The sequence below is a fragment of the Leyella stercorea genome, from assembly GCF_021531355.1.
GTDB lineage: Bacteria > Bacteroidota > Bacteroidia > Bacteroidales > Bacteroidaceae > Prevotella.
On sequence record NZ_JADYTS010000067.1, the window covers coordinates 1 to 15282 of the forward strand.

Consider the following 15282-nt stretch of genomic DNA (forward strand, 5'->3'; position numbering starts at 1 on the left):
GTTGTAGATCTTGACTTCTTTCTCTATAGATTGTCTATGATCTTTGGGTAGACACAGGGTTTTACGGGTGAGCCATGATTTCTCCATAGATGATTTTGTCACAAATAACTTCTGGGCAACAGAGGCATGTGGGAATTTCATTGTCACGGCATATAACTTCATGTCGCTGTTAAGACATGCGCTGATTAATTCCAACAAGAAGAAATTTCTGAAGACTATCCGGTACGAGTTGATATCGACACCAGCCTATCTGGGGAGAACAAAAGACAAGCACATCCTATATTTGGCCAGATCACTAAAAACACGACAATCATTCTTGTCTATATGGGAAAATTAAAAGATTTCTCTTTGCCGTAAGACACAGAGATATCCTAATGACTGATTTGGGATTACTAGTGATGCGATATTAATCGCTTAACTATAGTTATATATTTGATATTTAATCATTTACAAGCGTTCTTTGTTTTTTTGATTTGAAATTGATTGAGTAATTTTGCAGCCAAAACTGCAAGATTATGAACATCGGCAAATATATCTTTGCTCAAGTCATCGACTTCATACCTCGCTACCAATTTGACAAGTTGGTGAAGAAGTATAAAGGTGACTGGCATGCAAAAGATTTATCCTGCTATAACCCGTTGCTCCATCTGCTATTTGGTCAGATTACTGGTTGTGTATACATCCGTGATATTTGTCTGTGCCTAGAGGCTCATGGAAGTAGCATATACCACTTGGGAATTCGCAAGTCCGTTAATCAATCCAATTTATGTCGTGCTAATGAGAAAAGAGGCTATCGCATCTACGAAGGACTTGGCATGTATCTAATCGGTATCGTCCGACCAATGTATTCAAACACAAAGGTTGCTGAGATAACGATAGACAATGTCCTCTATGCGCTTGACTCCACAACTATCTCAACAAGCATTGTTCTGGCTGCTTGGGCATTGGGCAAGTATAGCAAAGGCGCAGTCAAAATGCACACACTGCTGAATCTTCGTGGAAGCATTCCGGCAAATATCCATATTACAGATGGAAAATGGCATGACAGCAATGAACTGGATGAGATTGTGCCTGAACCATTTGCGTTCTATATGATGGACAAAGCATACGTTGATTTCATCGCTTTGTTTCGCTTTCACAAAGCCGGTGCATATTGGATAAGTCGTCCCAAAGACAATATGAGATACGAGGTCGTTAACCATAGTCTAGACTTTGGTCCAAGTACAGGAATCTGTGGCGATTTCATCATAAAACTGACTACCCATAAGTCGAAGAAACTCTATCCAGAACCTATCAGGATGGTTACTTATCATGACTCGGTAACAGGCAATGATGTGGAATTTATTACCAACAACTTTGAGATCAGTGCCCTTGAGGTCGCCAATCTATACCGTCATAGATGGAATATTGAGGTTTTCTTCAAGTGGATAAAGCAGAATATCGTAGTGAAGAACTTGTGGGGATATTCAGAGAATGCAGTACGTACTCATTTATGGGTTGCTATAATTGCATATCTGATAATCGCCAAAATCAAGGCTGACTACAAAAGTCCGTATTCAATCACCGAGGTGGCTACGTTAATAAGAATCTCCGCACTCGAAAGGGTGGATTTGAGAGACCTCATAACTAAGCCAAAGGACTCAATCATTCAAAAACAAGATTTCAAAGAACTCACTTTATTTGATGAATTTTAATAACCATGCGATTTTATCGCATCAGTACTAATTTGGGATAAATAATTTAGATCACTTACTTATTATATAATCTATAAAGTGCAACAATCATCAAGCCCAAAGCGCACAAAGTAAACACAAACATATTATTAACTGTGGTTGCTTTGTGCGTTTTATGTAAGTATTAATTGTCGGCAGTAGGCTCAAGCCATCCGCCTATCAGATTGATTATTTCCTGGCGTGTAGGCTTGGGGAAGGACTGTATGCGTGTACTGTGCGAGCCTCCCTTGAGCATGTAGACATGGAGGTTTTGCTTGTTCTTGGTGAAGGGTAGACCGTAGACGCCCGATGCGCTCCATGGGTCGATGTCGCCATAGATGTACACCATTTTGGGGTCGTTGTGTGTGAGAAAGTCTACGGTGTGACGGTAGAGTGCCGGTTCGAAACGGGTGTCTTCGGTGCCCTTAGGCAGCATGAGGCGTCGTAGATAGCCCTTGGCTGTCTTGATGCTGAGATATTTCTTGAAGGGCTTAGTGTTGTAGCCGTAATAGCCCAGCTCTCGGGCAGCCTGCACATTAAACGATATTAAGGTGTTCTGATTGGCGAAATAGTTGGGTTCGCACATGTTTATCCAATAGTCAAACACCTGTCGGTCGGTAGCGGTGGCTGTAGGAATCTTGTTGATGTCGTAGCCCCACTGCCAAAAGGCAAACGCATACTCAAGCACCGAGAAGTCGAAAATCTCGTCTATGGGCGCATTGAATGTGTAGTGCTGCTTGCGGCAATATTCGTCGAGCATTGGCAGTAGCGTAGCTTTACGCTTGAATAGGAGCAGCTGGAAGTCGAGCACCTTTTGGCGGTTTTCTTTGGTAGAGACCTTGTGCTGCAGAAATTTCTCGTGTCGGCCGTCTTCCACGCTTCTGTTCAATGGAGCCACGTAGGGCACAGATATGTCTACGTCGTCGGGGAAGTAGGAGCGATAGAACATGGTGGTCTGTCCGCCCTTGCTGATGCCCGTAGCTATCCATTTGCCCTTGTACATAGTGCGCAGAGTCTGGTTGACGTGATGAAGGTCGTAGAGCGAGTTCTCCACGGTCAGATACTGCCAGAGGCATGTTGTAGGCATCGACTTATCGAAGTAGCGGTATTCTACCAATACGATGTTGGTATTGAATATTTCGGACAATTCCTCGATATAGCCTTCGCGCAATCCGTAGTTGGCGTTATAGCCTTCTGTGACGAGTACCGTTGGACGGTCGAATCCGCGGTGGCACAATATTACTCGCTGCTCGAAATTGCCTTTGGAGGCATCCTTGGCGTCGAGCAGTTGGTTGATGAAGAATACGTACTTCTCCTGGAAGTGCTTGCTCTTCAAGGTCTCCACATTGCTCACTCCGGGCGGCGATGCCAGCCGCTTGCCTACCTCGCCCAGGCTGGCAGCTATAATCTGCAATGGCAATACGAGCAATAGCATCAGCCATAGGGCTGACTTCATAATAGAGGCTGAATTTTTCATAGTTATAGTTTTATTATAATGAAATTTCGCAATCTGTTGTTTTACAATCTATTATTGCTTTTGTTTTTCGGCTGTTATTGGCAGGTAGATCTTCTGCAATACCTCTTCATACTCCTTACGGCAGCAGCTCTGGGCTGTGATGCCTCCACCCGCTTTGAACGCCATGCCCAGAGAGTCTTGCTCAACAAACCTTATCATTACGGCAGAGTTCAGACAGCCGTCGCTGTAGATGCCCATAACACCGGTGTAGTATTCACGGTGGTAGTTCTCAGCTTCATGGATTATCTCCACGGTCTTCTTCTTTGGTGCGCCCGTGATTGAACCTGCCGGAAGCTGTGCGGCTATTATGTCGCCCAGATGCAGGTGATAGTCGTGTGGCAACAGTCCGCTTATTTCAGAGCTGGTCTGCAGAATGTCGCCCTTATTGGTGTGCAGTGTTTCGATATAGCGGTAGCGGTCTACCCTTACTCCGGAGGCCACACGGCTCAGGTCGTTGCGTATGAGGTCTACGATTGTTGCGTGCTCGGCAGCCTCCTTCTTGTCGTCCATCAGTTCTTGTCTGGCATTGGGCAGCGAGGCGTCGATGGTGCCCTTCATGGGGTAGGAGTAGATGCGTCCGTCCTTGATTCTGAGAAAACTCTCGGGCGAGAAGCATACGAAGCGTCTGCCCCTATTCTCGTCGCCCCTTAGCAGAAGCTTGTATTTGCCTTTGGAATGATGAAAGATGTCCTCAAGCGTGAGATTGCAGCTTACGTGTACCTTGCAGGTGAGATTGGCAAGATAGCTGTTGCCAGCCAGCATGTTGCCCTTGACGATGTTGAAGCTCCGTTCATAACTCTCGTAAGTAGGCGCATTTATGTCCCAACGAATGGCGGAAGGTAGGGCGTGTCTGTCGATGGCTGTATTGCCAGCATTGCTCATCCCTTCAAAGTCGTACAGACATTCCTCTGGTTCAATATCCTTCAGCCGTCGGATGTAGGCGTCGTCGCCGTCGTAGTTGATTACAAAGAGGAAGGGCGAACCCTCCTTGGCCAGAAGGTTTATGTTGTTGATTATTTCCTGTTTCATACTCTAAGCGAGGCTTATCTCCTCCAAATCGTCAGGTACAACAATCTTTCGCTTGAAGTTCTCGGAAGCCTCCTTGGTGTAGCTCTCTCGGCGTGTAGAGAGTGTCTTCTCCTCGGTATGATACAGTATGAGATTCTTTACGTCGAGTTCGGCTGCAAGTCGGCCTGCATCAAGAGCTGTGCTGTGACATTTCTCGTAAGGCTTGAATGTGTCGCGCTGGGCATACAGGCAGAACGCCTCGCACATCATCCAGTCGGCATGCTCTACGTAGGGGCGGTTGAGCTGATTGTATGGCTCGTCACCAAGACACGCCACAACAGTAGCGTCTGGCAGCTGTGCACGGAATCCATATTGCTTCTCCTTGGTAGAATGAATGTCGAAACAAGTGAGGTGTATGTCTCCTGCTTCGAAACTCTCTCCGTCGGTAAGTTGATGGAATACAACACGTTCAGCTACTTTGTTCAATTGCTTCTTAGCCAGTATCATGTCTATTATAGTGTGCACTACCTTCATTACCTTGTCGTTGCCGTAGATGTGCAGACGGTTCTCGTAGTCCTTGCATTGCGCCACCATGCGTATTACCCATATTACGCCCAACACATGGTCGGTATGGGCATGGGTGACGTACAGATGGTGAATGTCACGAATGGCTACATTGGCCTTGCGCAACTGGGTGAGAATGCCGTTGCCACCACCAGCGTCAACGAGGATCCTGGTGGTGGCAGTGGACAATATGAAACATGTGTTGTAGATATGGGTGACAGTGGCGTTGCCCGTACCGAGCATCGTTATCTTATTCATTGTAAATGGCGATTTTAATTACTCCGTCTTCTTTGTTCTCGAATATTCTATACGCCTCGTCTATACGGCTCAGAGGGAAGCGATGTGTGATGAGTGGAGTAGTGTCAATCTTGCCTTGCTCTATGAGCTGCAGCACCTGCTCGCAGTCGCATCCGTCTACGCCTCCTATCTTGAACGTAAGGTTCTTGCCATACATGTCGGGCAATGGCAGGATCTGCGCCTCGTCGTATAGCGCCACAACCGTAACTATAGCATTAGGACGAGCACATTGCCAAGCCAAGCGGAATGTGGTCTTTGCTCCTGCCACCTCCAGCACACGGTCGGCACCGCCATGGTCGCTGTTTTCATGTACAAAGTCAAAACACTCGTCGGGGGTGGTGAGCAGCACGTCGGGATAGTGCTGCTTGACGAAGTTGCGGCGCTCCTCGGAGGGTTCGCACACGATTATGCGCTTGGGCTGTTTGAGCATTGCGCAGATTAGGGTGCATATGCCCGTAGGTCCGGCACCGATAATGAGCACCGTGTCCTCATTGCTGATTTCGCTTATGCGTGCCGCCCAAAAGCCTGTGGCAAGTACGTCGCCCACAAACAGGGCCTGCTCGTCGGTCACGTTGTCAGGAATGCGGTTGAGTCCTTGCGTAGCCAACGGCACACGCACATATTCCGTCTGACCTCCGTCAATACGGCAACCGAGTGCCCATCCACCATGAGGTGAAGTGCAGTTGTTAACGTAGCCATGCTTGCAGTAAAAGCATTCGCCGCAGAAGGTCTCCACGTTCACTGTAACGCGGTCGCCCGGCTCCATGCCATTCACGTCGCTTCCCACAGCCTCTACCACGCCTACCATTTCGTGTCCTACGGTGATACCTGGCACGGCACGTGGCACGCTGCCGTGCTTGATGTGGAGGTCGCTTGTGCAGATGCTGCCCAATGTGACGCGCACGATGGCATCGGTCGACATCTGAAGTTCTGGCTTAGGTTTCTCTATTAAGGCAAACTTGCCCTTCTCAATGTATGTGTATGCTTTCATAATGTCTTCAATATGTCTTCGTAGTATTTTTGAAGTTTGTTCTGCTTACAAATTTAGATAAAATTTCCGAATTATAAGTCAGTTGTGATAAAAAACAGGAATGGATATATCCGAGTGCCCTCTGTTTGAATTTTATCTGGTCGTAAGCGTATCCGCGATGCTCGTAGATACACGTCAAAAAAATATCGCTCAAGCTTTTATTCTTGAGCGATATTTTTTTGTTTCCATTTGTCCGGCAGCAATTTCCGGTACTTGCTTAGCGGTGTTCTTGGCGGCAGTGTTGCTGCTTTGTTGATGACATCGGATATATATTCAAAGATATGTAGCTGTTGAGTCTTTCCACAAGGTTGTTGTCCAGATGGTAATCTCCTCTGGTAAAGATGTTCATCAAGGCATCCCACTCATTGAGCATATAATGCACGGCTTCATACTTCTCTGTCTTTGGCAGGAGCCGGCTGTCGGCTGCCATGCGGTCAAGTTTTTTCTTTATGATCCGCATGATGGGCAGTGCGTATTGCTGCCGCCATTTGTAGTTGTCACGTTCCGTCCAGCCGTCTTCGACTTCAACGAGGAGATACTAAGAAAGCAGTCCAAACTTGATTCCGTGCTGCAACGCTGCAATATACGTCTGAGCAACTACGTTTCCAATGTTGACAGCAAAAGCTACAAGCCCGCGGTGAGAGCCATCTTAATTGAAACAATTTTGTCTGTCCAATAAATTCTGTATCGAATAGAGATAAATGTTATTCTTCTTCAGGTGTGATGAGCTTGTAACCCTTACCATGTATGTTAATAATCTCAATCTGGTCGTCGTCCTTGAGGTGCTTGCGCAGTTTTGTGATGTACACGTCCATAGAGCGTGCGTTGAAGTAGTTGTCGTCAATCCATATGGTCTTGAGGGCAAAGTCGCGTTGCAGAATCTCGTTGGCGTGGCTGCAGAGGAGTGCGAGCAGCTCGTTCTCCTTTGTGGTGAGCTTGGTCTGCTTGTCACCGATTGTGAGCAGCTGCTTCTGTGTGTCGAATGTGAATCGTCCGATGTGGTAGATGGTGCTTTCCTTGCTCTTCTTGCCACGTACACGACGCAGGATGGCCTCAATACGGAACACGAGTTCTTCCATTGAGAACGGCTTGGTGATGTAGTCGTCGGCACCAATCTTGAATCCTTCGAGGATGTCCTCTTTCAGAGTCTTGGCTGTGAGGAATATGATAGGTATCTCGGCGTTGGCCTGGCGGATCTCCTGTGCCAAGGTGAATCCGTCCTTCTTGGGCATCATCACGTCGAGAACGCAAATGTCAAACTTTGTCTTCATGAAGGCACGGTAGCCAGCCTCGCCGTCGGGGCAGAGCTCGGCAGAGTAGCCCTTGGCCTGCAAGTATTCACGCAGAAGCATACCGAGGTTCTCATCGTCCTCGCAAAGCAGAATTTTCAAATTGTCGTCCATAGTTGTAGTATTTAAATTGTTATTAATTTCTTGTTAATTGTTTGTCTCTATTTTTGTTTGTTAGACGTTTTGAGGCGTCAGAAAGTTTAATCCTTAATGATTGGTAATTTTATGGTGAACTTTGTTCCCTTGCCCAGTTCGCTGTCTATCGTAATGTCGCCGTTATGGAGCATTATGATTTTCTTGACGTAGGCCAGTCCGAGTCCGAATCCCTTCACGTCGTGCACGTTGCCCGTGTGTACGCGGTAGAACTTGTCGAACACCTTCTTGAGGTTTTCCTTCTTGATGCCCAGTCCGGTGTCGCGTACCGAGAGGTAGAGGTGGTTGTCGTCGTTCCACGTGCGCAGGTAGATGTTGATGGGCTGGTCGGGCTTGCGATACTTCACGGCGTTGTCGAGCAGATTGTTTATCACGTTCTGGAAGTGAACCTCGTCGACGTAGAGAGCCGAGTCGACGGCTTCTATCTCTGTATAGATCTTGCCTCCTGTATGCTCTACACGCAAGGTGAACGAGTTGGCTATGTTCTCTACCATTTCGTTGAGGTCGAGACGTTTCTTCTTGAATACGGCCTTCTTGCGGTCGAACATCGACATCTGCAGCACTTTCTCCACGAGGAATCGCAGACGTTTCGACTCGTCGTTGATTACCTTTCCGAGATGCTTTGTCATGGCCGGACTTTTGGTGACGCTCTCGTCGTTCATCATTTGTGCCGCAAGCGAGATGCTGGCTATAGGGGTCTTCAGCTCGTGCGTCATGTTGTTGATGAAGTCGTTCTTTATTTCCGTATAGCGCTTCTGGCGGAATATCACCACGATGGTGAATATGAACGTTATGAGCAGTACCATGGTGAACGCTACCGACGGAATCATGAATCGTACCGACGAGTAGATGTATGAACCCATGTCGGGGAAGTGGATGCGCACCACACCCATCTTCGACTGCGGGTCGTTGCGGAAAAGCACCTGCGAGTAGGTGAACTCTTCGCCCTCGTCGGTATAGTCAGGACAGCGGTAGACCTCACGTCCGTCTTGTGTGCTGACTGTGAAGTGATAGGTGATGTTTATGCCGTTATTCATCAGTTCTGCCTTCAGGTCCTGATCGAGCAGCTTGAAGTTGATGCGCTCCTTGAGAGGCTTTTCTGAGGCTGAATAGAGTATGGAGTAGACCACCTCGTCGAGCAGGGCTTTCTGGTAGACATAGCGGTTCTTGACAATCTGCTGCATCGACTTGGCTGCTTCGCTGAAGGAGTTCTTGTCCGTGTGCAGTATCATTGCCTTGGGCATCTGCGAGGGTCGGGTGGTGATGGTCTTTAGCTCGAACGACGAGTATATTGTGCCGTCCTTGCCTATTACCGAGTACTGGTGCGACTGCTGTATGCTGCCGTCGAGCTTGCCCGAGATAGTGCCGATGGAATCCTTCTTGAACGAGCGTCGTTCGGTCTCGTTCACGTCTTTCTCAAGATAGCGCAGGGTCTCGTTGAGCTCCAGATTGCGCGAGGCTTGATATAGTGCGCGGTTGACCGACTCGTCAAACTGCTCCTTCTTCATGTCCACCATCTCCTGAATGTATCTTAGTTGCAGATAAAGCAGGGCGAGGAACGAGAAGCCCATGATAGAGGCGATTGTCCATATAGTTCTTTTCTTCATGCCTGATGTGTGTATTTTTTCTTGTTTGCAAAGATAGATTAAAAAGTGAAACGACAGAACTTTTTGTTTAACAATTAACCCTTGATTGCGGAATATTAACTAAAAAAGGCGTTTATAATTGCCGTATGCAAATTATAAACACCTTATTGCTGTTCTTGTAGTTTCTTATCGTGTGGAGGTGAAACCCTCGAGATTGCTGTATTTGCGGCTCATCATCCGATTGTAGATATTGCGCAGCCACAGGCGGTTGGTCAGCACGAACATCAGTCCAATGGCGAGTATTATGCCGTATGTAGTGTTGTCGCTGAACATAGTCTGCAGAGTCGTGACGATGACGTTGGGCACAAGGAATATTACGCCTATTATTATCATCTGCACGTAATTGCCTTCGAGTCCGCCCTTCGACGTAATCTTTTCGTTCATAGGAATTGTCTGGCGCGTGTAGACTGCCGATTGGAATATGACGAAGTATTGGAATCCCATGGTGTAGACGGCGTAGCTCAAGAGCATCACAATCGACATCTTGCCGGCAAACACCATTGGCAGCATCAGCACGAACGGCAGCAGGAGCATGGCTGAATAGAATATGTATTTGGCGTGGAGCAGGGCGAGGATGTTTTCGCGTCTCACAAACAGTCCGTCTACATAGTTGCCTTCGTAGCCCATCATCTTGACGAGAATTGTGGCTCCCGGAAGGATGAAGATGTAGAGTGCCCAGAAGTTGGTCATTCTCGGCGAATCGTAAATGTCGGTTGTAATGATGAGCAGACATAATATTATGGTGAATATTATGCTTGTGATAATTGCCTTGCGTGGGTTGCGGTTGCGCATGAGTTGCTTTATCTCCAGCTGGAGGAACGTGCCGAACTCGCCGTAGCGTTCAAGGAAGTTGAACTTCACGACGTGTGCCACGGTCTGCGTCTTCTTGGTGCCAACCGTTTCCTTGCGTACTGCCGCATATTGCACACGGCGGTTTAGGATGATTAGCCCCGACAATAGCACCACCATAGCAATCAACGGCCATATGCTGTGCTCGCCAATAGCCTCGCCAGGCAATGAATAGATGCGTGCGTATTGTTGCAGTCCGGCATCTGTGCCGAGATAGAGCGGGGCTGCTACAATGGCGTAGAATCCGATGGGCAGGAGCCACCACAGATAGGAGCGGTTGATGAGAGTGCGTGTCATGCTGTACCACTGGCTGTTGGCCACAGCGGCAAGTAGCGTCACCACCACGAGGTAGACCATAGTGAGCAGTCCGTAGCTGAACACTACCGACATGATAGAGTAGGGGACTATGAGCAGTAGCCACGTAAGATTGCCCCACGACGTGAGCGACGAGAATATGAAAGCGTCGACGCAGGCATATTTGGGCAATGGCAGCAGCATGTACGGGCGTGCTATCTGCGCAGGAGTCTGCTGCATTGTAAACCTCATCAGAAAGTCGATGCACATGACGGCTGGCAGCAATATGCACATCAGCTCCACGCTTGTCATAGAGCGCGTGTCGTTGGCTATCATGGCAAACAGCACAGCCAGCATCATCAGATAGCCAGCCGTGAACAGGAATGCTATGCCAACCATTACTTTAGCAAAGCGGTTGGTCTCGTAGTCGATTGCCCTTCGGTCGGCAAGCCGGCGATGCTTGAGCAGGCAGCTGATGGTCTGCCATAGGGTAAGTCGTGTCTGCATAGTGCTTAGTGGTTATGGTGGTGGATAAGGGGTGGAGAAGTAGAATCGTGCTTATCTGAGGTCGATGACCTCAGCCGACGGATAGTCCTTTGAGTTGAAGGCAAAGAGACTGTCGGACAGTTTCTTTGCCGAGAAGTTGCTTATCGTGACCGTATACCAGCGTCCGTTGTGCTTCATCTTGACGCGCGACGGCACGTAAGTCTTGCTGTTTACCGTGACGTACATCTCCTGGATGCTGCGTTTCTGGTTTTGCGCCACAAGGTGAACCTCGTAGCTGCTTCCAGCCTTGGCGGACGACATCTTGTAGCCCGTCTTGTACACATTAATAAATGTATAGGGGTTCATCATCTGCTGCTGTGCCTGTGTAGGTGTGCTGATGTTCACCTCGTTGTTCTTCTTCATGTAGGTCCATTGTGTCTTGCCGTTGAACCATACTATTGCCTGCGGAGTGCGTGCGTTGAACTTGCCGCCCTTTACGGCTATTGTGCCCGACACGTTGCCTGTGGTGGGATTGTTGAGGGTGAACGCCGCGCTTACGCCGCTCTTATGTCCTATTACCTTTGATGTCTTGTCGAGTATGGCACGAGCCTGCGCTGGGTTCGACTGTGCCATTGACTGTACGCTTGCTACTACCGCCATGGCGGCAACAAGCAGAATGCTTAACAATGTGTGTTTCATAATCATTTACATTCGTTTGAGTTGTCCTAAAATGTTGTCCAGTTGGCTCTCGTCGGCTAAGAGTACGTCGCGTGGCTTGCCTCCGTGTGCCGCTCCTACTATGCCAGCCTTTTCGAGCTGGTCCATGAGTCGTCCGGCACGGTTGTAGCCTATTGAGAACCTGCGTTGTATCATACTTGTGCTGCCCTGCTGGCTGACGATAACCGAGCGAGCCGCCTCTTCAAACAGCGGGTCGATAGCGCCAATGTCGCCCGAGGAACCTGAGCCTCCGTCGCCTCCCTCGTCGTTCTTTGGTTCGGGCAGCTGCATCGGGCAGGTAGGTCCTGACTGCTTGGCGATGTACTCGTTGATCTGTACAATCTCGGGAGTGTTGATGAAGGCGCATTGCACACGAGTGGGCTCGTTGCCGTTGAGATAGAGCATGTCGCCCATACCGATGAGCTGGTTGGCTCCGGGTCGGTCAAGAATGATGCGCGAGTCCATCATCGAACTTACCTTGAATGCTATGCGTCCGGGGAAGTTGGCCTTGATGTTGCCCGTGATGATAGATGTGGTAGGGCGCTGTGTGGCGATGATCATGTGTATTCCCACGGCACGTGCCAGCTGTGCGATACGTGCTATAGGCATTTCCACCTCCTTGCCTGCTGTCATGATAAGGTCGCCGAACTCGTCGATGATTACTACGATGTAAGGCATGAACTCGTGTCCCAGTTCGGGGTTGAGCTTATGGCGCAGATACTTGTCGTTGTATTCCTTCAGATTGCGTGCTCCTGCCAGTTTCAGCAGGTCGTAGCGGTGGTCCATAAGGGTGCAGAGGCTCTTGAGCGTGCGCACCACCTTGGTCACGTCGGTAATGATGGGCTCGTCGTCGTCGTCAACCTGTGCCATGAAGTGGTCGGCTATTGGGGCGTAGACGCTGAACTCCACCTTCTTCGGGTCGATGAGCACAAGCTTCAGCTCGTTGGGGTGCTTCTTGTAGAGCAATGACGTAATGATAACATTCAGACCTACAGACTTACCTTGACCTGTGGCTCCAGCTACAAGCAGGTGAGGAATCTTCGTGAGGTCGGCCATAAATACCTCATTGGTGATGGTCTTACCCAATGCAATTGGCAGGTCGAACTTGGTTTCCTGAAATTTGCGTGAGTTCAGTATGCTCTCCATCGACACGTTGTGGCGCTTCTTATTAGGTACCTCAATCCCGATGGTTCCCTTACCTGGTATCGGGGCTATGATACGCACTCCGAGTGCCGAGAGTCGCAGGGCTATGTCGTCCTCAAGGTTGCGTATCTTGGTGATGCGTATTCCTTCGGCAGGAGTTATCTCGTAGAGGGTGATGGTAGGTCCTACGGTGGCCTTTATCTCACGGATGTCTATGCCGAAGCTCTTGAGCACCTTGACGATTTCCTCGTTGTGCGCCTTTACTTCCTCCATATCTACGTAAGGTTTGCCGTCGTTGGCATCCTTGTTCAGAAGGTCAAGACCTGGATAGCGATACCGTGTGAATGGCTCGAGCGGATTTATTGGAGTGTCAATGTCGTGGCTTGGGGTGTTGATATTGCCGTTGGCCTTATCTTCTTTGCCTACTTCAACAGTCAGATTATCTGCGGCTTGAGCAGTGTTAGCAGCATTGCGTTCGGTACTCTTGGCTGGCTTGCTCGATGTGGCGTTGGTGTCTGGCTTTGTAGAAGCAGCAGTCAAGTCGGTCAAGTCAATCACCGAGGCTATATTCGCATCTGCTTCATTCTTGTATTTATTTTTGTTTTTATTGTCGTTTGTTGTACTGTCTGATTTTTTGTAATCAGTGACTTTGTTGTCAGCTTCTTCATCATCTGCTTTCTGGTTGTCGTCTGTTTTCTCAACAAAACTTGAAATTGCCGAAGTCACTGTTCTTCCTGTATTGGCAGCACCCTTGGCCAATGGATTCAGCACCCTACGAAACCATATAATAGTCTGGCTGCTGATGAATGTGAGCAATGCAATAGCTATAAAGAACAATATTGCTGCAAGGCCCGGAGTACCTATGACGTTTTCAGAATACTCCACACACATAGCTCCGTGTCTGCCACCAGGATTAAATACCAATTCACCTGCAAATGGAGCTACAACCTTAGCAAGGAATACTGACAGCCAATACATGGCAATAGCCATCCCGAAGAACCATTTCCAAAGATTCACCATACATATACGCATTAAACGTATACCAGCAAGCACCAAAAAAGAAGGTATCAGAAAAGCTGCAAATCCAAAATTTTGGGTGATGAAGAAGTAGGAGAGGATAGCTCCTAATGATCTGCATGTATTCTGGAATATGCGTTCTGTATTAAGCCATTCGCCGGGTCGCATACTTTCTAAAATACTTTGATCGGCTGCTCCGGTGCTCAGATATGAGGACATCGCCACAAACAGGTATATAGCGAACAATATTACGATTAGTCCCACAAGAAAATCAGTTCTCTCACTTCTTAGAAAACTTGAAAGTCCAAGTGCTTCTTTTAACTTAGCGGGTTTACGTTCCGCTTTTTTCTTTGCCATTTTATTTAGTTTAGATATTATTCTACTTTACTGCATTCTCTATAAAAATAACTTTCTCAACAGAATATTCATCACAAAATTAGTGGAAAAAACTCGTAAAGCACCATAAATTCATAACTTTTTTCTAATTTTGCAGTATCTTTAAATGTTCGGAATGAAAAAGACTATATACAACAAGTTTGATAAAGCAACTATTAATGCTCTTCCATTGGTAGAGTATCCCCATAAAATCAACGTCATATTGAATGAATATGAAGCAGAACGTGCTGTTGAATATCTGCTGACATGTGACATTCTTGGCGTTGACACCGAGACGAAACCTGCTTTCCGCCGTGGTCAGAACCATAAGGTGGCATTGTTGCAGGTTGCCACGCGCGACCAATGTTTCTTGTTTCGTCTCAATCATTTGGGAATGCCTCAGTCGTTAATAAAGTTGCTTTCCAATCGGATGGTGCCAATGGTGGGACTATCATGGCACGACGACATAATCTCGCTTCATCGACGCGCAGAGTTTACGCCTGGATGGTTTATTGATATTCAGGACATAATCGGTAATCTCGGTATTGAGGACAAGAGTCTGCAGAAACTCTACGCCAATCTCTTCGGTGAAAAAATTAGCAAGCGACAGCGACTCACCAACTGGGAAGCCGATGTACTCACCGACAAGCAGAAAGAATATGCAGCCATTGATGCTTGGGCATGTATAAATCTTTATGACGAGATAATGCGACTCATGGCCACAAAGGATTATGACCTGATAAAGGTGGCCGAAGAAAATCCAAATACTTCAACAGACAAAGAATAAAACAATATGTATCATTAGTGTCCCGTTAAAATCGGGACCAGTTAAATATTAATCAAATAGCCCCGGAAAGAGGGGACAATCGAGTTCTTTGACATTATTGAAATCAGTCCTTTCGAAGAGATCAACGAGTGGTGTCTTATCCATAAGAGAAATGCTTAGAATCAGAAGGACCTCATAAGTAGATCGCTTAAGTTGCAAATCATGTTGTACGATAGCAACAAGGCAATAGGCTATGATAGCCGATGAGATTTGGATTCTCACAGCATTCTCTGTAGTACCCTAAAACTTCTTGATCTTGAGGTGCTGCTTTAGCCATTTGAAGAACAGCTCTATCTGCCATCTGTTCTTGTAAAGGTTGGCGATTTCAGGAGCTGTTAGATGAAAAGCATTTGTCAGGAA

12 protein-coding genes and 2 pseudogenes are annotated in these 15282 nt (G+C 47.7%); 3 read left to right on the forward strand and 11 right to left on the reverse strand.

Translation table 11 applies throughout. The features are described from left to right. Positions 1-73: 73 nt before the first annotated feature. A pseudogene (locus I6E38_RS15585) lies at positions 74-357 on the forward strand (IS1380 family transposase); the annotation flags it as partial. A gap of 158 nt (positions 358-515) precedes the next feature. Next, on the forward strand, positions 516-1694 hold the full coding sequence (locus I6E38_RS11965) for an IS4 family transposase (RefSeq protein ID WP_235394205.1): 1179 nt from the start codon (positions 516-518) through the stop codon (positions 1692-1694). A 163-nt stretch (positions 1695-1857) separates the two neighbouring features. Here the strand turns inward: I6E38_RS11965 and I6E38_RS11970 are convergent, their stop codons facing one another. From I6E38_RS11970 to I6E38_RS12015, 10 genes are all read right to left on the reverse strand, one after another. Further along, a complete protein-coding gene (locus tag I6E38_RS11970; RefSeq protein WP_235394206.1) occupies positions 1858-3189 on the reverse strand; it encodes a S28 family serine protease in 1332 nt (443 codons plus the stop codon). A 51-nt stretch (positions 3190-3240) separates the two neighbouring features. Continuing rightward, on the reverse strand, positions 3241-4257 hold the full coding sequence (locus tag I6E38_RS11975; RefSeq protein WP_235394207.1) for an aminodeoxychorismate synthase component I: 1017 nt from the start codon (positions 4255-4257) through the stop codon (positions 3241-3243). A gap of 3 nt (positions 4258-4260) precedes the next feature. Then, positions 4261-5058, reverse strand: coding sequence for an MBL fold metallo-hydrolase (locus I6E38_RS11980; RefSeq protein ID WP_235394208.1), 798 nt, complete (start codon positions 5056-5058; stop codon positions 4261-4263). Then, on the reverse strand, positions 5051-6088 hold the full coding sequence (locus tag I6E38_RS11985) for an alcohol dehydrogenase (RefSeq protein WP_235394209.1): 1038 nt from the start codon (positions 6086-6088) through the stop codon (positions 5051-5053). The genes I6E38_RS11980 and I6E38_RS11985 overlap by 8 nt, the downstream gene beginning before the upstream one ends. A 256-nt stretch (positions 6089-6344) precedes the next feature. Then, complete coding sequence (locus I6E38_RS11990; RefSeq protein ID WP_235394210.1) at positions 6345-6587, reverse strand: IS66 family transposase; 243 nt, start codon at positions 6585-6587, stop codon at positions 6345-6347. A 244-nt stretch (positions 6588-6831) separates the two neighbouring features. Then, a complete protein-coding gene (gene rprY, locus I6E38_RS11995) occupies positions 6832-7530 on the reverse strand; it encodes a response regulator transcription factor RprY (protein WP_235394211.1) in 699 nt (232 codons plus the stop codon). Between the two features lie 86 nt (positions 7531-7616). Beyond that, a complete protein-coding gene (locus I6E38_RS12000; RefSeq protein ID WP_235394212.1) occupies positions 7617-9176 on the reverse strand; it encodes a sensor histidine kinase in 1560 nt (519 codons plus the stop codon). A 165-nt stretch (positions 9177-9341) separates the two neighbouring features. After that, positions 9342-10865, reverse strand: coding sequence for a DUF5687 family protein (locus I6E38_RS12005; protein WP_235394213.1), 1524 nt, complete (start codon positions 10863-10865; stop codon positions 9342-9344). Positions 10866-10916: 51 nt separating this feature from the next. Next, complete coding sequence (gene lolA1 / locus I6E38_RS12010) at positions 10917-11549, reverse strand: outer membrane lipoprotein periplasmic chaperone LolA1 (protein WP_235394214.1); 633 nt, start codon at positions 11547-11549, stop codon at positions 10917-10919. After that, complete coding sequence (locus I6E38_RS12015; RefSeq protein WP_235394215.1) at positions 11550-14078, reverse strand: FtsK/SpoIIIE family DNA translocase; 2529 nt, start codon at positions 14076-14078, stop codon at positions 11550-11552. 154 nt (positions 14079-14232) lie between these two features. Here I6E38_RS12015 and I6E38_RS12020 point away from each other — a divergent pair, with 154 nt between their 5' ends. Beyond that, positions 14233-14883, forward strand: coding sequence for a 3'-5' exonuclease (locus I6E38_RS12020; protein WP_235394216.1), 651 nt, complete (start codon positions 14233-14235; stop codon positions 14881-14883). A gap of 48 nt (positions 14884-14931) precedes the next feature. Here the strand turns inward: I6E38_RS12020 and I6E38_RS12025 are convergent. Continuing rightward, positions 14932-15282: pseudogene (locus I6E38_RS12025) on the reverse strand (transposase); the annotation flags it as partial.